Source organism: Maricaulis sp. MIT060901 (assembly GCF_047123815.1).
GTDB lineage: Bacteria > Pseudomonadota > Alphaproteobacteria > Caulobacterales > Maricaulaceae > Maricaulis.
In genome coordinates, this window is sequence record NZ_CP138920.1 from 3,101,960 (window position 1) to 3,119,022 (window position 17,063).

The 17,063-nt window shown below is 59.5% G+C and carries 14 protein-coding genes; 10 read left to right on the forward strand and 4 right to left on the reverse strand.

The genetic code is table 11. From position 1 onward, the window contains the following. Nucleotides 1-96: 96 nt before the first annotated feature. A complete protein-coding gene (locus SIC17_RS15390) occupies nucleotides 97-1,377 on the reverse strand; it encodes a D-alanyl-D-alanine carboxypeptidase (RefSeq protein WP_412545920.1) in 1,281 nt (426 codons plus the stop codon). Between the two features lie 193 nt (nucleotides 1,378-1,570). Between SIC17_RS15390 and SIC17_RS15395 the strand changes: the two genes are divergently transcribed. From SIC17_RS15395 to clpA, 3 genes are all read left to right on the forward strand, one after another. Then, entirely contained in the window at nucleotides 1,571-2,221 is a 651-nt protein-coding gene (locus SIC17_RS15395; protein ID WP_291896174.1) for a phasin family protein, read from the forward strand. A 236-nt stretch (nucleotides 2,222-2,457) separates the two neighbouring features. Beyond that, nucleotides 2,458-2,787 carry an ATP-dependent Clp protease adapter ClpS gene (gene clpS / locus SIC17_RS15400; RefSeq protein ID WP_291896172.1) on the forward strand — a complete coding sequence of 110 codons (330 nt, stop codon included), beginning with the start codon at nucleotides 2,458-2,460 and terminating at the stop codon, nucleotides 2,785-2,787. A 4-nt stretch (nucleotides 2,788-2,791) separates the two neighbouring features. Beyond that, a complete protein-coding gene (gene clpA, locus SIC17_RS15405) occupies nucleotides 2,792-5,101 on the forward strand; it encodes an ATP-dependent Clp protease ATP-binding subunit ClpA (RefSeq protein WP_291896170.1) in 2,310 nt (769 codons plus the stop codon). Nucleotides 5,102-5,136: 35 nt separating this feature from the next. Here clpA and SIC17_RS15410 read toward each other — a convergent pair whose 3' ends face one another. Continuing rightward, nucleotides 5,137-5,607, reverse strand: coding sequence for a helix-turn-helix transcriptional regulator (locus SIC17_RS15410; protein ID WP_291896168.1), 471 nt, complete (start codon nucleotides 5,605-5,607; stop codon nucleotides 5,137-5,139). A 183-nt stretch (nucleotides 5,608-5,790) separates the two neighbouring features. Between SIC17_RS15410 and SIC17_RS15415 the strand changes: the two genes are divergently transcribed. Further along, complete coding sequence (locus tag SIC17_RS15415) at nucleotides 5,791-6,849, forward strand: helix-turn-helix domain-containing protein (protein ID WP_412545921.1); 1,059 nt, start codon at nucleotides 5,791-5,793, stop codon at nucleotides 6,847-6,849. A 99-nt stretch (nucleotides 6,850-6,948) separates the two neighbouring features. After that, nucleotides 6,949-8,646 carry a serine hydrolase domain-containing protein gene (locus SIC17_RS15420; protein WP_412545922.1) on the forward strand — a complete coding sequence of 566 codons (1,698 nt, stop codon included), beginning with the start codon at nucleotides 6,949-6,951 and terminating at the stop codon, nucleotides 8,644-8,646. Nucleotides 8,647-8,658: 12 nt separating this feature from the next. Here the strand turns inward: SIC17_RS15420 and SIC17_RS15425 are convergent, their stop codons facing one another. Further along, the gene (locus SIC17_RS15425; protein ID WP_412545923.1) at nucleotides 8,659-9,738 is read right to left on the reverse strand and encodes a helix-turn-helix domain-containing protein; all 1,080 of its coding nucleotides are present in this window, start codon (nucleotides 9,736-9,738) and stop codon (nucleotides 8,659-8,661) included. A 240-nt stretch (nucleotides 9,739-9,978) separates the two neighbouring features. Here SIC17_RS15425 and SIC17_RS15430 point away from each other — a divergent pair, with 240 nt between their 5' ends. From SIC17_RS15430 to SIC17_RS15440, 3 genes are all read left to right on the forward strand, one after another. Beyond that, nucleotides 9,979-10,749, forward strand: a complete 771-nt coding sequence (locus SIC17_RS15430) for a DUF2306 domain-containing protein (protein WP_412545924.1) — start codon at nucleotides 9,979-9,981, stop codon at nucleotides 10,747-10,749. Between the two features lie 127 nt (nucleotides 10,750-10,876). Beyond that, nucleotides 10,877-11,194 (forward strand): hypothetical protein, encoded by a 318-nt coding sequence (locus tag SIC17_RS15435; protein WP_412545925.1) that lies wholly within the window; start codon nucleotides 10,877-10,879, stop codon nucleotides 11,192-11,194. Between the two features lie 132 nt (nucleotides 11,195-11,326). Further along, a complete protein-coding gene (locus SIC17_RS15440; protein WP_412545926.1) occupies nucleotides 11,327-12,403 on the forward strand; it encodes a DUF2855 family protein in 1,077 nt (358 codons plus the stop codon). On the opposite strand, the gene SIC17_RS15445 is transcribed toward SIC17_RS15440, so the two are convergent. Beyond that, on the reverse strand, nucleotides 12,400-14,124 hold the full coding sequence (locus SIC17_RS15445; RefSeq protein WP_412545927.1) for an ATP-binding protein: 1,725 nt from the start codon (nucleotides 14,122-14,124) through the stop codon (nucleotides 12,400-12,402). The genes SIC17_RS15440 and SIC17_RS15445 overlap by 4 nt on opposite strands. A gap of 292 nt (nucleotides 14,125-14,416) precedes the next feature. On the opposite strand from SIC17_RS15445, the gene recQ reads away from it, so the two are divergent. Both recQ and SIC17_RS15455 read left to right on the forward strand, forming a co-directional pair. Further along, entirely contained in the window at nucleotides 14,417-16,204 is a 1,788-nt protein-coding gene (gene recQ, locus SIC17_RS15450; RefSeq protein ID WP_412545928.1) for a DNA helicase RecQ, read from the forward strand. 305 nt (nucleotides 16,205-16,509) lie between these two features. Further along, a complete protein-coding gene (locus SIC17_RS15455) occupies nucleotides 16,510-16,875 on the forward strand; it encodes a hypothetical protein (RefSeq protein ID WP_412545929.1) in 366 nt (121 codons plus the stop codon). Nucleotides 16,876-17,063: the final 188 nt, after the last annotated feature.

Sequence of the window (17,063 nt, forward strand, 5' to 3'; positions counted from 1 at the left end):
CAGGCCGGATGGGAGGATTGGTTGTGTTGTGCAAGGCGCGCGAAAGTGTGCGAGCGATCCGGCGCTGTCAACTCAGCAGGACTGAACAATGTGTGTCTAACGACCCGGAGCGACCGCGAAACAGGCCTGGTCGAACCGGCCGAAATCACTGCACGCCTGGCGCGCTTCCTCGGCGCTGAGCGCCTCGAAACGGGCGCGCCAAAGCTGATTGCCATTTACATCAACTGACCGGGCAGCGTGCTGGGCGTTATCAAGTGCTGGAGAAAGCGCGGCAACCTGGGCGAGGCGTTCACGTGCCTGGTCAGCCGAACGATAGGCGCCGACCTGGACAGACCAGATATTCGCCGGATCCCGGGAGGAGCGTTCGGCGGCGGGAGCGGCGAGGGGGCTGGTCATCTCGTCTTCGTCAGCGAGAACGACACGCAGCGGCGGTGCAGACTGTGCCGATCCCATTTCCGTGGGGGCAGCGACCCCGAGTTCGGCGAACTCGCGGGCAATGATGGCCTGTTCGCGCACCGGGTTGAGGCGCGGAATGGTCAGCCCGGCAAACAAGCGGCTGTCCTGACGCTGTTCCAGCGTGTTGAAGGCCGCTTCCAGCAATTCCTCGGCATGGGCATCCCGAGCAGCGGCGGTCGGGCCGCCCATGATCACGGCGATAAGACGGTTCTCACCCCGCTCGGCGGACACAACGACATTGAAACCCGACGCACGGATATATCCTGTCTTGAGGCCGTCCACACCATTGACGCGACCGACCAGCGTATTGTGATTGCGGTAGGTGCGACCGCCATAGGTGAACTCGGTCGTGTCGAAAAAGTCGAAATACTGGGGGAAATCCCGATGCAGGGCGACAGCCAGACGGGCCATGTCCTGAGCAGTCGTGGTCTGGCGCGAATTGGGCAGGCCGGACGCGTTGCGGAAGGTGGTGTTCTCCAGTCCCAGAGCCCGGGCGCGCACGGTCATTTCGTCCGCGAAGGCACGTTCGCCTCCGCTGATGCGTTCGCCGACTGCGACCGCAACGTCGTTGGCGCTTTTCACCACCAGGGCGAGAATCGCGTCCTCGACACGTATTGTATCGCCGGAGCGCAGACCTAGGCCGGAGGGCGGGGCGCTGGCGGCGTTGGCAGAAACGCGGATCTGATCTTCCAGCCCAATCTCGCCGATATCGATCGCCTCGAACAGCATATAGAGCGTCATCATCTTGGTCAGCGAAGCGGGGTAGCGCTGTGCCTCCGACCGTCTCGAGTGCAGGACTACACCGGTATTCTGGTCGACCACAAAAGCCGCATAACGTTGATTATTGGCGCTGGCAGAGGGCGCGAGCGCGAAACTCAAGGCCAGGAGGAGGGCCAGAAAGGGGGCGTGCAGACGTCTCATGCGCGAGAGGGTGCGACGCCCACCGTTTCCATCGGGTTAAGTATAAGCGCGCAATTCGACGGGCTCGGCTTGTCAGCTACGTGAAAGTCCGAAATTTGTGCAGTGCACAAAATTCGCTTGACGCGCGTGCTGCGAGTGCGTAGTAATGCTGCGACTGCGAAGTGCGGTCGCTGACTCTGAAGTGTGTTGAGCCATGACTGACGTAACCGAGAAATCTCCGGCGCCGGCCAAAACCAAGGCTGAAGCCAAGCCGAAGACGCCTGCAAAGGTGTCGGCCAAGAAACCGGCGACGAAAAGCGCTCGCAAGACCACGGCGACCAAGAAGACGGCTGCCAAGGCAGCGCCGAAGAAAACCGCCGCCAAGCCGAAAACCGTTAAATCTGTTGCAGCGAAGCCCGCTGCGCCCGAGATCAAAGTTGGAAACCCGATGAACCAGACGATCGAAACCATGACCTCCGCAAGCAATGAAGCTCTCAAAGAGGGTTTCGAGAAGACCATCTCTGTGGTGAATGACGCTTCTGCCTTCCACAAGGAAACGATGGATGCAGTCATCGAGACCGCGACTGTTGCCGGTAAGGGCATCGAGACGGTCAATGCGAACGCCGTTGCTTATGCCAAGTCCGCTATGGAAGAGGGCGTTGCGGTGACCAAGGCTGTTGCTTCCGCGAAGTCCGTCCAGGAAATCTTCGAGATCCAGTCCGAGTACGCCAAGTCCTCCATGGACAGCTACCTGTCTGAAATGAACAAGACGTCCGAGCTCTTCGCCGACCTGTTCAAGACCTCTTTCAAGCCGCTGAACGATCGCGTTTCTGCAGCTGTCGACCTGGCGCAATCCCAGCGCTAAGCGACTCCACAGATTTTTCCTCCCCGACTGGGCCCGGTTTTCGCCGGGCCCTTCTTTTTTCTGCACGCGTTCCGCATGCAGGAATTTTTCGTGTCTGCAGTGAAATTCCTGCAGTCCGCTCGACTCCGTGTTATCGTTTGTGATGGACGGAGTGCACAGCGCACCTTTCCGGTCGCGCTGCCCCTCCCTATCTGTCAGTTGAACGACCCGATACTGTTCAAAAGAACGATTATAATATGACCGAACGAAATCACGAAGATAACGGCGTTGAAGAAGAAACCGGCATTGCCACGAAGACACGGCCGGCGACAAAGAAACCTTCGCTTTACCGTGTTCTGCTACTCAATGATGACTACACGCCCATGGAGTTCGTCGTTGAGATCCTCGTCGGGATCTTTCGGAAAACTCCCGAAGATGCCGCCAGGATAATGCTTCATGTTCATCAGAACGGTGTCGGTATGTGTGGTGTGTACACGTACGAGGTTGCCGAAACAAAGGTAGCCCAGGTCTTGGACGCTGCACGGCGTGGACAACATCCGCTCCAGTGCACGATGGAAAAGGAATAGAGTGGTGCCATCTTTCTCTGCCGACTTGGAAGACTCCCTGCACCGCGCTTTGGGTTATGCCAATGAGCGTGGGCATGAATTTGCAACGCTGGAGCATCTCCTTCTCGCCCTCGTGGACGACCAGGACGCTAGCTCCGTAATGAAAGCGTGTGACGTGGATCTCGATGAGCTCCGTGCCACGCTGGTAGAATATATCGACAATGAGCTCGGTGAGCTGGTTGTGGACGATGAAGAGGACGCGAAACCGACGGCCGGTTTCCAGCGCGTGATCCAGCGCGCCGTCATTCACGTTCAAAATGCCGGCCGCGAAGAGGTCACCGGCGCTAATGTTCTGGTTGCCCTGTTTGCCGAGCGTGAAAGCCACGCGGCTTACTTCCTCGCCGAGCGCGACATGACGCGCTACGACGCGGTGAACTTCATCTCCCACGGCATCGGCCGCAAGGCGAGCGCGGCCGAACCGCGCGCCGTCCGCGGTACCGAGGAGCCGGAAGAGAAGCAGAAGGATGGTGATGCGCTGACCGCCTACACCGTCAATCTGAACGAGAAGGCCAAGGCCGGTGGCGTTGATCCGCTGATCGGTCGTGACAGCGAAGTCGAGCGCTGCATCCAGGTTCTGTGTCGCCGCCGCAAGAACAATCCGCTTCTGGTCGGTGATCCCGGTGTTGGCAAGACCGCCATCGCCGAAGGCATCGCCCGCAAGATCATCGAGAACGAGGTTCCCGAGGTTCTGGCCACGGCGACGATCTACTCGCTCGACATGGGCTCACTGCTGGCCGGTACGCGCTATCGCGGTGATTTCGAGGAGCGTGTGAAACAGGTCGTCAAGGAGCTGGAGCAAAAGGACAATGCCGTCCTCTTCATCGACGAGATCCACACTGTCATCGGTGCGGGTGCGACCTCGGGCGGTGCGATGGATGCGTCCAACCTGCTCAAGCCGGCCCTGCAGTCCGGTGAGCTGCGCTGCATGGGATCCACGACCTACAAGGAATATCGCCAGCACTTCGAGAAGGATCGTGCCCTGGCGCGTCGCTTCCAGAAGATCGATGTTGTCGAGCCGTCCGTCCCCGATGCGATCAAGATCCTGCAAGGTCTGAAATCCTATTTCGAGGACTTCCACGATGTGCGTTTCACCAATGATGCGCTGAAATCCGCAGTCGAGCTGTCGGCCCGCTATATGGGTGATCGCAAACTTCCTGACAAAGCCATCGATGTGATCGACGAAGCGGGTGCCCAGATGCGTCTGATGCCGGCGTCCAAGCGCAAGAAGACGATTGGCGTCAAGGATGTCGAGGCTGTCGTTGCGACCATGGCCCGCATTCCTCCGAAGTCCGTCTCCAAGGATGACGAGACCCAGCTGAAACAGCTGGACACGGATCTCAAGCGCGTGGTCTTCGGCCAGGACGAGGCAATTGCCAAACTGTCCACCGCGATCAAGCTGTCCCGTGCAGGACTGCGGGAGCCGAACAAGCCGATTGGTTCCTATCTCTTCTCCGGCCCGACGGGCGTGGGCAAGACCGAGGTCACCAAACAGCTGGCTGATATCATGGGTGTCGAGCTGCAACGTTTCGACATGTCCGAATACATGGAGCGCCATGCCGTATCGCGTCTGATCGGTGCGCCTCCGGGATATGTCGGTTTCGACCAAGGCGGTCTGTTGACCGATGCCATCGACCAGCATCCGCACTGCGTCCTGTTGCTCGACGAGATCGAGAAGGCGCACCCGGACCTGTTCAACATCCTTCTGCAGGTGATGGACAATGGCACGCTGACTGACAGCAATGGCAAGAAGGTCGATTTCCGCAATGTCATAGTCGTGATGACCACCAATGCCGGTGCTGCGGACGCCCAGAAGGAAGCCATCGGTTTTGGCCGTGGCAAGAAGCTGGACGAGGCCGACCAGGCTGTCGAACGCCTGTTCACGCCGGAATTCCGCAATCGTCTGGACGCGATTATTCCGTTCGCACCGCTCAGCCCTGAGCATATCTCCCGCGTGGTCGAGAAATTCGTCCTGCAGCTGGAGGCTCAGCTGATCGACCGGGGTGTGACCTTCGAGCTGACGCCGGATGCCACGGCCTGGATCGCCGAGCGCGGTTATGACAGTCGTTATGGCGCCCGTCCGCTGGGTCGGGTCATCCAGGAGCACATCAAGAAGCCGCTGGCGGACCAGATCCTGTTTGGCGAGCTCAAGAAGGGCGGCTTGGTCAAGGTCAATGTTGACGATGCAGATCCAGAACGCCTGGACTTCCACATCACACCGGGCGACCGGCTGTTGCCGCGCAACAAGAAGACCAAGGACAAGGCCGAGAAGGCCTGATCCACGGACTGAAGCTGAATATGGAAACGGCGCCTCTAACGGGCGCCGTTTTCTTTTGCCGGGGTTCGAGATGTTCGCCGCTGGAACAGGATCAAGGCCAGTTGAAGGAAGAGCACGCCGGCCCAGATCATACCGACACCCCATCCCAGTCGTGGGGTGACGTCGAGCTGGTAGGTCACAAACGCGATCACCGTCATGACGCCGGCAAAGACCATGGTGTGCCAGAACAGGCGTTCGAATTCCCGGGGGATCAGGCCCCGGGCCATGTCCGGATGGCTGAGAGGATCGGGCATGTTTTTTCTCCGGGTTTGTTTCAGGTGGTGCTGAAACTCGCCGGCAGAGAGCGCGAAACTGGTCGCCAAGGCCTTGATTGCTTCCAGGCTGGGCGTGTGACCTTTTTCGATACGCTGGATCGTACGCACGCTGAGATCACTGATCTCGGCAAGCTCGGCCTGTGACCAGCCGCGTTCCAGACGCAAGGATTTCAATCCCATAATCAGCTCCACATTGGTCTCCTCAAGTGAGTTTCGACCGGGGTAACTTGCCGTGTTCCGGTCAAACCTAACACGTCACCAAGGTGACAGCATGTGATCTTGTACATTTTCCAGAGCGGGGTTTGGATCTACAACATCTGACTCGGCAGTCAGGGGGTCGACATCGAATTCTCAATCGCGAATTTTTTTGGCGTGATGTCGATCTTGATCGGCTTTGTCTGCCTGTTGTTGAGCGGATTTCTGTTCGCCCTGCCATCACCCCGCAAGCAGCCCAACCTGTTTCTCGCCGGCTTTTTGGCGCTTACCGCGATTGAACTGACAGTCTGGCTGTGGGGGGCGAGCGATTACATCTGGACCTGGCAGAGCACGATTTGGCTCGCGCTCGGCAAGCTGCAGATGCCGGTATTTTTCTTCTTTTTTGTCGCGTCCTGCTATTCAGATTTTCGCTTGCGGATGATCGATCTGGTCCATGGGATACCTTTCGCGCTCACGCTTCTGGTCAACTGGCCAGGCCTGGGCAGTTTCGGTTTTCTCGGTGACCTTCTCGCGCCGGGCGGACGCGTCTCGTGGATCACGAGCCAGCTGATCTATTTTGGTTACCTGACCGCCATTCTGCTTCTTCTGTGGCGTTTCCGAAGGCGATTTCAGCAGCAGCACTCCGGAGCCCGATCTGAGGTCCTGTTGTGGCTAACCCAACTGGCTGCGGCTTCATTGTTTGCCCGCCTGGTGATCCTGAGCCGTGACCTGCTGGCCGATACAGTGGCAGGCTGGGCGGTGCCGTCCCTGCAGATCTTTGGTGCACTTTTGGCGCTCGGCATAACCAGTTGGATCGCGTTAAAATCCCTGCTGCAACCTCATCTGTTCCGTGATGTGGACCGGCGTCTCCTTCGGCTGCCGATAGCGGGTCAGCCTGTGGGATCATTTCAGCTCGAAAGTTTGCGGGTCCGCGTTGAAAGCGAGCAAGTTTATCTCGACCCAGATCTGAATCTTGAGCGTCTGGCTTTTCTGGTCGCCATGACACCGCGTGAGGTTTCGGAACTGTTGAATCAGAGTGCTGGCATGCATTTCTTTGACTTTATCAACGGATACCGCGTCCGCCACGCTCAAGACCTGCTCGAACGATATCCGCAGCATACGATCTTGCAGATCCTGACCGACAGTGGGTTCAACTCCAAATCCTCCTTCAACACCGCATTCAAGAAACAGACGGGGATGACACCCAGCGCCTATCGGTCGAAACTGACATCTCGATGAGCGTACGGGCGAAAAGTCGGACGTTCGATTTCCTGTATTCGGTCGCTCGGACCCGAGAAAACACTCACACCTGTCGCGTCTTCAACGAGGTGTGACATCATGAGTTCAATTCTATTTCCCCTGGTTTGCTCCGCGCTCTGCGCATTCAGTCTGGGCGCTATCGACGCAGAAGCGCAACTGCGTGCATCCGAAGCGCCCGCCGCTCGTGCCGATGCGATTGTGGCCCCCTGGGTTTCCGATCGTGCGCCAGGTGTCTCGGTCGCAGTCTCCTTGAATGACGAGATCGTCTATGCGCGCGGGGCTGGCCTTGCGAACCTGGAGCACGGCGTGCCGTTGAGTCCGGATAGCGTGTTCCAGGTTGCTTCTGTGTCCAAGCAGTTCACGGCCTTCGCGGTGTTCTTGCTGGTCAGCGAGGGTCAGATTCAGCTTGGCGACGATATTCGTACTTATCTGCCGGAACTCGGTGAAACGGATGATGTGGTCACGGTGCAGCATCTCCTCGACCATGCCGGCGGGCTGAGGGAACAAAATACACTCGCGGCAATGGCGGGATGGATGCCGGGAGACATCCATACGCGCGATGGCATTTTCGATCTGGTGGCCCGTCAGCGCGGTGTGAATTTTCCGGCTGCGAGCCGTATTGAGTACAGCAATACCGGCTATGCCCTGCTGGCACGCGTGGTGGAGCGGGTGTCTGGACAGCCCTTTCGGGAGTTCATGCAGGAGAATGTATTTGCTCCGCTCGGCATGACCCGGTCCGGCTTTCCAGCGGATCGCGATGCGCTGGTCACACAGCGGGCGGCGTCCTACTACCCGGCTGGCGAGAGTTTTCGGAATGTGATTTCGGCGAGCGAGAGCATCGGGTCAAGCGGGCTCTATACAACGGCTCTCGACGTTCTGCGCTGGGCGGAAAACTTTGAAACCGGTGTTGTTGGTTCATCGCGCGTCTTCGAGTTAATGGCTGCCCGTTACACGGCGGAGAATGGTGAGGTGTCCACGTTTGGCCGAGGGCAGGAATTGCGGGTTCATAACGGGGTTGCGACCTGGTCACATGGCGGGCGAGACGCAGGCTACAGGTCTTTCCTGCTGCGCGTTCCGGCTGCCGATCTGGAAATCGTGATCCTGAGCAATCGTACAGATTTTGACACCGCGGCAATGGCCTTTGCGCTGATGGATGCTTGGCTCGAGAACGACCCTCGCTATGTTGGGCCACAAGCGGATAACTGGGAACCGCATTCCCTGAACGACTTGCAGGGTCTCGCGGGTGATTACGAGTTTTATCCGGGGGTGATCTTCTCGCTGCGCGCGGGAGAAGGAGGGCTGACCTTTGCTCCCCATGGTGCGTCACGAGATGACCTCGCGCCCCTTGTCCAAATCGGACCTGGCGAATTCCGGCTGAGTACGTCACCGGACCTCTCGCTTGTCTTCGAGGCGCAGCGTGGCACCCCAGCCGCTCGGATGGGATACCGGATTGGCCTTCACGGCACCTTATGGGCGCCGCGAATTGCGCTGGAGAGCTTCCAGCCGGAAAGTCTTGATATCAATGAATTTGCAGGGCGTTGCTTCAGCGAGGAGCTGGAAACGCACTACCGGCTTGAAGCGCGCGATGGCGTGTTGATAGCGCACCATCCCAGACTGCAGTCCTTCGAGTTCACGCCGTACCAGCCCGACACCTTTGCCGGGGAGGGGCCGCTACAGCGAATTGAGTTTGTGCGTGCACAATCCGGTCAGCCGGTCGGGTTTCACGCCTCCGGGCCGCTGGCCATGAACGTCTGGTTCGAATGTCGGGCCGGTTGATCGCCCGGATGGTTACTCCGCGCTGACCGCCCCGGTATCGCGCCAATTCGCCTGGCTCCGGTACTGGCGCGGGGTGAGGCCGGTACGGGCCTTGAAGGCACGGTTGAACGGGCCCAGCGACGCGAATCCACTATCCAGTGCGATGTCGAGAATCGGCCTGGGTGTGGCGATCGGATCAGTCAGCAGGGCGCAGGCATGATCAATCCGGTATCGGTTGGCGAGGCGGTTGAAATTGGCTTCGCCCAGCCCGGCCGTAATGGCACGGCTGATACGATATTCTGGCTCCATCAGACGGCGGGCGATGTCGGCGACTTTCAGCTCGGCATTGAGATGCAGGGCCTCGTCGCGGAACAGGGTCTCGATACGCTGGCCCAGGGCGAGATCGTCGGAGGTCATTTCGGACTGGCGTGCGCGCAGGCGCTCACCCGTTTTGGTCAGCGGGTTCTGCAGGCGGAAAACCAGCGCCACCGAGGACACTGCGAAAATACTGAGCGCGCAGATCGACTGGGCGAGATACTCCGCATTGGCAGAGAGCGTCTCGCGTACCGGCAAGACCATGCAGACGCTCACGCACACACCAAACGCCCCGAGGAAGGCGAGGCGCAGATGGCGTTCGGATCCGTTTGTATTGGCAAAACCGCGGCCGGCCTCGGCGAAGCTGAGCAACAGGGCGGTTGAGCTCAGCAGGATCTGGAAACTGCCCAGCGTGTCATCAATAACGGCAAAACCGGCACTGGCTGTCCAATTGGGATCGCCAAAGAAAAGCAGCCCGCGCTTGATCACCGAGGGAAGGAAAATCCCGCTGACGAGCAACAGGTGTGGCCAGCCGATCTGTGCGGCGGGGCGGAAGAGTGCACGCGCATAAAGATAGAAGACGCTGCAGGTCGCCCCGCCGGCCATGCCGAGCAGGAGCGCGTATTGGCCCAGCACATCAGAGAAGACCTCGTGCAACAGCACCAGTCCCATCGAGGTGCAGAATACAGCCCAGCTGGTCTCCAGCGCGCTGAAACGCCCGCGGCGCAACACCCATAACACCCAGACCAGGCAGCCACTGGCGATCGCCAGTTTGATCGAATTTGCCAGCATCAACATGAGCCACTCCATCAAGGTCGCGCACACTCCTGCAAACGCGATACCGGATCAAGGGTGACAGGCTGTCGCCAAATCCCTCACAAAAACTGTCGCCGATTTCCAAATCGGCAGGACCGGAGCGTCGATATCACGCCATTTCCGTCCAGGACCCGCCGCAAGTTTGCGCGGGCACAGGCAGGAAAGGTAAGTGAAATGACTGATGTCGCGAGCCAGAGGAATAGTGCCGGCAGGGCGCAGGGCATGCTCAAATCAGCCGGCGTGTTGTGGTTCCTCATAGCCACGGCAGGCCAGTGGGTCTTCGTCTACTACATCGCCATGTATTACGGCCGGAAGTCGCTCACCGGTGATTATGGCACGATCAATGATCGAGGCCTGATCAGCGGGTATGTCGATGGTGATTTCATCGGCAATCTCCTGTTTCTCAGCCACGTCCTCCTCGCGATGGTGATGATTGTCGGCGGCACGCTGCAGCTGACCCCTCCGCTTCGCAAACGTTTCCCGGCGCTGCACCGCTGGACCGGGCGGGTATTCATCCTGATTGCCCTGGTTCTGGCGATTGGCGGCTATTTCATGACCTGGGCCCAGGGTGTCCGGCTGAGTGATATCGGGGCGCTGGGTGTCAGCTTCAATGCGCACCTGATCGTCGTCTTTGCGGGCCTGACCCTGTTTTACGCGGTAAAGCGCAGGATCGACGTCCACCGGCGCTGGGCCATGCGGCTGTTCATCGTTGCCAATGGGGTCTGGTTTTTCCGTATTTGCCTGATGGGGTGGTACATGATGAACCAGGGGCCGATGGGCAATTCCCGACAGCTCGACGGGCCGGCCGATATTGCCATCTCCTTTGCCTGTTACCTGCTGCCGTTGGCCGTGTTGACGCTGTATCAATGGGCCGCTGACAGCCCGTCAGGCGCGTTCAAGTGGAGCATGGCTGGGGTGACGCTGCTGGGCGGTCTGGCCACCGGTTTTGGCGTCTTCGCTGCCTATCTGATGATGTGGTCGCCGCATTTCTGACGAGAGGTTGATGGAATCAATTCCCGCGATGGGCGAATTTCGCATTGCCTCCTGAGATGGAGCTGTTAACGATTACGCCACCAGATCGTTCTGGTCGATAAACGATCTCAAAAAGGGGAGAGAGACTATGAAAAAACTGATCGCAGGCGCCGCTGTTGCGCTTCTCGCTGCGGCTCCGGCTTTTGCTGGCGAGATGGTCATCGAGCTGACCCGTAGCACTGGTGAGAGCTTCACGCTCGTGCTGGACACGACGGCTGGCACGGCTTCCGTGAACGGCAGCACGCCGGAATCCTACACCTGGGACGAAGGCACCAACCAGCTTTGTGCGTCCAGCGGCCTGTGCGTTACCTTTGCCGAGGCAAGCCAGGAAGTGGGTTCCTCTACGACCTATACGACGAATGAAGGCAATTCCGGAACGGCGACCCTAGTGTCCTATTCCGAGTAATTCCTGTTCATTCGGAACAAGTGACGGCGCTCCATCGGGGCGCCGTTTTTGTTTGCGTGTCAGGCGCTTGCATGGGCCGGAATCCTGTCGATAAATGGTTCGACAAGACAATAATTTCACGGGAGATCGAAGATGAACTGGGCATTGTCCATTGCCCGCGAGGCAATCGCGGATGTCAGGCTGACAGAAGAAGCCGGGCGCGAGCTGGCAGCGGGCGAAACACGCCTGGCTGTTCGCCGTTTCGCGCTGACGGCCAATAATATCACCTACGCCGCCTTCGGCACTGTGATGCGTTACTGGGAGTTTTTCCCGGGGCAGGATGATCGCGGGCGGCTGCCGGTCTGGGGTTTTGCAGAAGTCACCGAGACGCGATGCGATGCGCTGACGGTCGGGGAACGGATTTACGGATACTTCCCCGCAGGGGCTGAGCTCATCGTTCAGCCGGGCAACGTGGAGAGCGCAAGCTTCATTGATTTCACCGCGCACAGGGCGGAATTGCCGCCAGCCTATAATCGCTATGTCCGGTGCGCCGCGGACCCGTTGTGGTCGCCCGACCGCGAGGCCGCGCAAATGGTCCTGCAGCCGCTCTTCATCACCTCCTTCCTGCTGGCCACCTTCCTGCGGGATGAACAGGCGTTTGGCGCCCAGTCGATTTCCCTGACGTCGGCCTCGTCCAAGACCGCGATTGCCCTGGCCTGGCTGCTCAAGGCTCATCCGGTTGAGGGGGTGAGCGTTCGGGCGTTGACCTCGAAGGGCAATGCGCAATTCGTGGAGGGGCTGGAGCTCTACGACGAAATCGTCACCTATGATGCGCTCGACAGCCTGCCTCAGGACGAGCGGCACGTCGTCGTCGACTTCGCGGGCAGCAGTGACATCAACACGGCGATCCATACCCGACTGGTCGATCAGCTGATGGCGAATATCCGTGTCGGTGGCGCGCACTGGGAAAAGAGCGTGCCGGCTTCGCACCTGCCGGGACCAAAACCGCAATTCTTCTTCGCTCCGGACCATGCGCGGGCCCGCATCAAGGAGTGGGGGCAGGAGGCTTTCGATGCTCGCTATCGCGCCGGTTGGGACGGGTTTGCCGATGCCGGGTCGCGCTATTTCGACTATGTCGAAGAAGCAGGCGGAGAGGCTGCCCTCGATGTTTACAAGCGTTTCGTCGCTGGCGGCGTGCCCGCCCGGGCGGCATTGACGATCGCGGTCTAGTCCCGGTCCGCTCCGTCCTTGTTTCGGGAGATGTGTTGGCCGAGCGTCCGGTAAAGGGAGGCTCGGTCGATTGGCTTGGACAGGAAGCTGTTCATGCCCGCATCTTCGCAGGCACGGATGTCAGCCTCGGCGACATGGGCTGTCAGCGCGATGACGGGCAGGGCGGCCAACTCCTCCCGCTCGCGCAAGCGCATGGTTGCTTCCAGCCCGTCCATTTCCGGCATGGACACATCCATCAGGACCGCATCAAAACGGTGTTTATCCAGCGCTGCGAGCGCTTCGCGTCCATTGGCGGCACGGATCACGCGGGCGCCGCACCGTGTCAGATGGTGGGTCACAACAAAGGCATTGGTGTCGCTGTCCTCGGCTAGCAGGATCTGGATATCGCTGCAGTCGGGGATGCTGCTGTCGACCGGCGATTCCGTCTGCGCGGGGGTCACATCCTCGTTCACGGGAATGCGGACGGTAAACGTCGTGCCGACGCCGGTTTGCGAAGTCACGGTGATGGTGCCGTTCAACAGGTCGACCAGGCTTCGGGTGATGGCCAGGCCGAGACCCACGCCCCCATGTCGCCTTGAGCGGGAAGCATCCGCCTGGACAAAACGGCCAAACACACGCTCGCGGGTCGCCCGGGTCATGCCGATGCCGGTGTCGCAAACGCGTAGGACAAGCTCGTCGCCGGCCTGACGTTCAATCGTCACATCGACCTGGCCCTGGTCGGTGAATTTGAGTGCATTCTGCGTGAGATTAAACAGGATCTGGCGAACCCTGTGGTGATCGGTGCGGACAGGTAGCGGGGCGATGTCGCTTTTAACGTTGAAATTGAGATCAGAGCGGGCCGCTTGTTTGGTGAAGGCGCCGAGTACATCTTCCACGAGGGTTTCGAGCCGTCCGGTCTCCTCCTTGACCTGCATTGTCCCGGCTTCGATCCGTGAGAAGTCGAGCAGTTGATCGATCAGGGCGGTGAGGTCATCGCTGGACCGCGAGGCCCGCGCTATCAAGGCGAGCTGTTTGTCATTTATTCCGGTCTCGGCGAGGATGTCCAGGCAACCGGAAATCCCGTTGAGCGGGGTGCGAACCTCATGACTGATATTGGCCAGGAAATCCTGTTTGGCCCGGTTGGCCGCATCGGCCTCGCGTTCGGCGACACGCAGGCGTGTCGTGGCCGAGCGCAGGGAGCTGATCAGGCGGCATTGCGCCCATTGCGCAGCCGTCAACGCAGCGATGGCCTTGAATGTCTCCAGATCGGATTCGCGAAACCAGCCGGGTGAGGGATGTTCGGAATCCAGCACGCCGAGCAATTCATTGCCGTGCAGGATCGGAACGCATAACTCCGAACCGGGCGGAGCGAGGTCGTGGATATAACGCGGATCGGCGCGGGTATCCCCGACCAGCAACGGGGTATGGCTGTCGGCGACCGCGCCGGTAATGCCTTTTCCGACAGGAATGCGCAGTGCGTTCTTGATCTGTCGCCGCAGAGGCGTTTTTTCGCCGATCGCCGCGGCCTGTACGAGGGTGTCTGTCTCGCGCTCCAGCCTGTAGATCACGCAGTCTGCATAGCCCAACCGTCCGACCACGCTCTGCGCGACGTACCAGAGCAGCTCGTCTTCCTTGTTGAGGCTGACGAGCCGGGCCGCGAATTCACGATAGATTTGCAGCTCTCGCTCTGCGGCGAGCGGAGTGTGCATGTCCCCACGCGTGTTGTGCTGATCCTCGATCACGCTTCACTCTCCCCGTTCTTACCTTTTAGGAGACGCAAGTTCAGGGCCGTTGTTAACTCATTGTTATCCAGCCTAGTTTCGAAGGGTATTGCAGAATGCGGCGCGATTAGTTGCAAAACGCAAAAGATTATTTGCATTTGGCGGTGTTATTATTCATGGCATCACGTTCCGTGTGCCAAGCAAGAGGCCTGAGAACTGTGTGTCTTCCTAGGCGGAACGCGGCGGGCCACTTATTCATGCTGTGCAACCGCAACGCCTGACCGTCTTGTTGTCCCGTAACCTGCTATCCGTGATGTCACGCTCCCTCGATCTCCTGTCCAGCACGTTTGGCTTTCCCGGTTTCAGGCCCGGGCAGGAGGAGATTGTCGATCGGTTGCTGGCCGGGACGAACACGTTGTGTGTCATGCCGACCGGTGCAGGAAAGTCGTTGTGTTACCAGGTGCCGGCGCTGTTGATGGACGGGCCGAGCGTGGTGGTCTCGCCGCTGACGGCCCTGATGGATGACCAGGTCGCGGGCCTGGCAGCCAATGGCGTCAAGGCCGTGGCGATCCATTCCGGGCGCGACCGTGAGGAAAACGTGCAGGCCTGGCAGAGTTTTAAATCGGGCGAGGCCAAACTCCTCTACATGTCGCCGGAGCGCATGATGACCGGCCGCATGCTGGCAGCGCTGGACGGGCTGCAGCCCGCCATGTTCGTCATTGACGAGGCGCATTGTATTTCCAAATGGGGGGCCAGTTTCCGGCCGGAATACGAGATGCTGTCCGCTCTGTCCGAACGTTTTCCCGATGCCGTCATCGGCGCCTTCACGGCCACGGCGGACGAGGTTACCCGCCGCGATATCGCAGCCAAGCTGTTTGCCGGTGAGGGCGATATCGTTGTGCACGGCTTTGACCGGCCCAACCTGTCGCTGGCAGTCGCGCCAAAACAGAAATGGAAGGACCAGCTGCTCGAGTATCTCGATCCGCGGCGCAAACAGTCCGGTATTGTCTATTGCCTGTCGCGCAAACAGACCGAAGAGGTCGCTGATTTGCTGGTCGGGCAGGGTTTTCGTGCCTTGCCCTATCACGCCGGGCTGGAGCCGGACACGCGGCGGGAAAACCAGGAAGCCTTCATGGCAGAGGCCGGCCTGGTTATGGTGGCCACGATCGCTTTTGGCATGGGCATCGACAAACCCGACATCCGTTATGTCCTCCACCTCTCCCTGCCGGGCTCGATGGAGGCCTATTACCAGGAGATCGGCCGCGCCGGCCGCGATGGTCAGCCGGCGGATGCCATGATGCTCTATGCCATGTGCGATGCGCGCATGCGGCGACAATTCATCGACCAGGATGGTGAGGATGAGCGTCACAAACGCCAGGAACACAAACGCCTGGACGCGCTCCTGGCCTATTGCGAGGCGACCCAGTGCCGCCGCCTGGCGCTATTGGCTTATTTCGGGGAGACGGGCGGTCAGGCCTGTGGCAATTGCGATATCTGTCTAGATCCGCCGACCCTGATCGATGGCACGCGCGAGGCGCAGATGCTTTTTTCGGCCATTGCCCGCACCGGCCAGGTGTTTGGCGTGGGCCATATCACCGACATCCTGCGCGGCTCGGCGTCCGAGAAAGTGCTTGCCCGCGGCCATGATCAATTGCCCACCTATGGCGTCGGCCAGGACCGGCCCAAGGCCTTCTGGCAAGGCCTGACCCGCCAGATGCTGGCCTCAGGTCATCTGGAGCTGGATATCGGCGGTTATGGTGGCCTGCGCCTGACCGAAAGCGGCGACGCCGTCCTGCGCGGCAAGGCGAGTGTCGAGATCCGCGAAATCGTCGTGAAGAAAGAGACCCGCCGCACCAAGGCCGCCATCGCCGCCGCAGCAGCCGATGTGGACCCTGACCTGCTCTCCCGCCTCAAGACCGTGCGCCGCGAGCTGGCCGCAGAGCGCAATGTCCCGGCCTATGTGATCTTCTCCGACGCGACCCTCATCGACATGTGCCACCTACAACCGCGCACCCTGGACGAAATGGCCAGCGTCAACGGCGTCGGTCCGAAGAAGCTGAAGGATTTTGGGGAAGTGTTTTTGGAGGCGTTGGGGTTATAAACTGGGGCAGACACATATTCTCAAAAACGGGGACACGTACCGATTATACCTCCGCGTTGAGCTGTGGGCGCCCACTAACCAGGGACACTCTCGGCTTAGTGGCCGTCCCTCCAAGGATCTGCTTCGCCAAACATGTGAGCGGTGCGATAAACGGGGGCACGCTAGAAAAACGGTCTGTGTCCCTGTTTTTCTCCAGCTTCGGCTAACCGGATAGAACAGCTACCCAACGGTCGAACAAGACAGGTAGGAATGTCTCAGCCGGAACGGAATGCTGCTAGGCACTACCGCAATACTGGATCATAGATATGGTGCTTTCCCCGAGAAACGTCGCCTTTATTTTGCCAGCGAAGAAAATCACAAGCCAAGATGATGCAGAGTTTGTCGATTCAATTTTGGATCGGGCGGACAACATGATTCTGAACTTCGAAGAGGAAATTTTCAGTTCGATTCGCATGCTTGTGGGTGATGCGACTGTGATTTATGGCGTTTATTGGGTTACCTATGAGGAGGATTGGGTCGAAGGGAAAGACAACCTCATCGGTTTCGCCAGAGTTGTTGAGCAGGCGATTGAGCGCAATCCAGAGTTCGAACATCTGGATATCTTGAAGAAGATCGTGTCGTTGGCCAAGGAGGCAGCCGAACGCGACCTTCCCTTGATTATCGAGAGCTAAAGTACAGGGGCACACCACTTTTCACAGGGTTTTAGTCTCGCGACCGGTATCCAGGACAGCTTCTCCTGGACCAGCGTGGCTGCGGCGGGCGTTGGCGGCGCGGTGGGCCATCATGTCGGTGGGTGGGCGGACAACCGGTTTGGCGCGAAAAAAAACCGGGATACGTACCGGAAAAAACGGGGACACGT

Coding starts and splice junctions, on each gene's coding strand:
- SIC17_RS15390 (WP_412545920.1), bottom strand. CDS start 1,377: ATGAGACGTCTGCACGCCCCCTTTCTGGCCCTCCTCCTGGCCTTGAGT.
- SIC17_RS15395 (WP_291896174.1), top strand. CDS start 1,571: ATGACTGACGTAACCGAGAAATCTCCGGCGCCGGCCAAAACCAAGGCT.
- clpS (WP_291896172.1), top strand. CDS start 2,458: ATGACCGAACGAAATCACGAAGATAACGGCGTTGAAGAAGAAACCGGC.
- SIC17_RS15415 (WP_412545921.1), top strand. CDS start 5,791: ATGTCGATCTTGATCGGCTTTGTCTGCCTGTTGTTGAGCGGATTTCTG.
- SIC17_RS15420 (WP_412545922.1), top strand. CDS start 6,949: ATGAGTTCAATTCTATTTCCCCTGGTTTGCTCCGCGCTCTGCGCATTC.
- SIC17_RS15425 (WP_412545923.1), bottom strand. CDS start 9,738: ATGTTGATGCTGGCAAATTCGATCAAACTGGCGATCGCCAGTGGCTGC.
- SIC17_RS15430 (WP_412545924.1), top strand. CDS start 9,979: ATGCTCAAATCAGCCGGCGTGTTGTGGTTCCTCATAGCCACGGCAGGC.
- SIC17_RS15435 (WP_412545925.1), top strand. CDS start 10,877: ATGAAAAAACTGATCGCAGGCGCCGCTGTTGCGCTTCTCGCTGCGGCT.
- SIC17_RS15440 (WP_412545926.1), top strand. CDS start 11,327: ATGAACTGGGCATTGTCCATTGCCCGCGAGGCAATCGCGGATGTCAGG.
- recQ (WP_412545928.1), top strand. CDS start 14,417: ATGTCACGCTCCCTCGATCTCCTGTCCAGCACGTTTGGCTTTCCCGGT.
- SIC17_RS15455 (WP_412545929.1), top strand. CDS start 16,510: ATGGTGCTTTCCCCGAGAAACGTCGCCTTTATTTTGCCAGCGAAGAAA.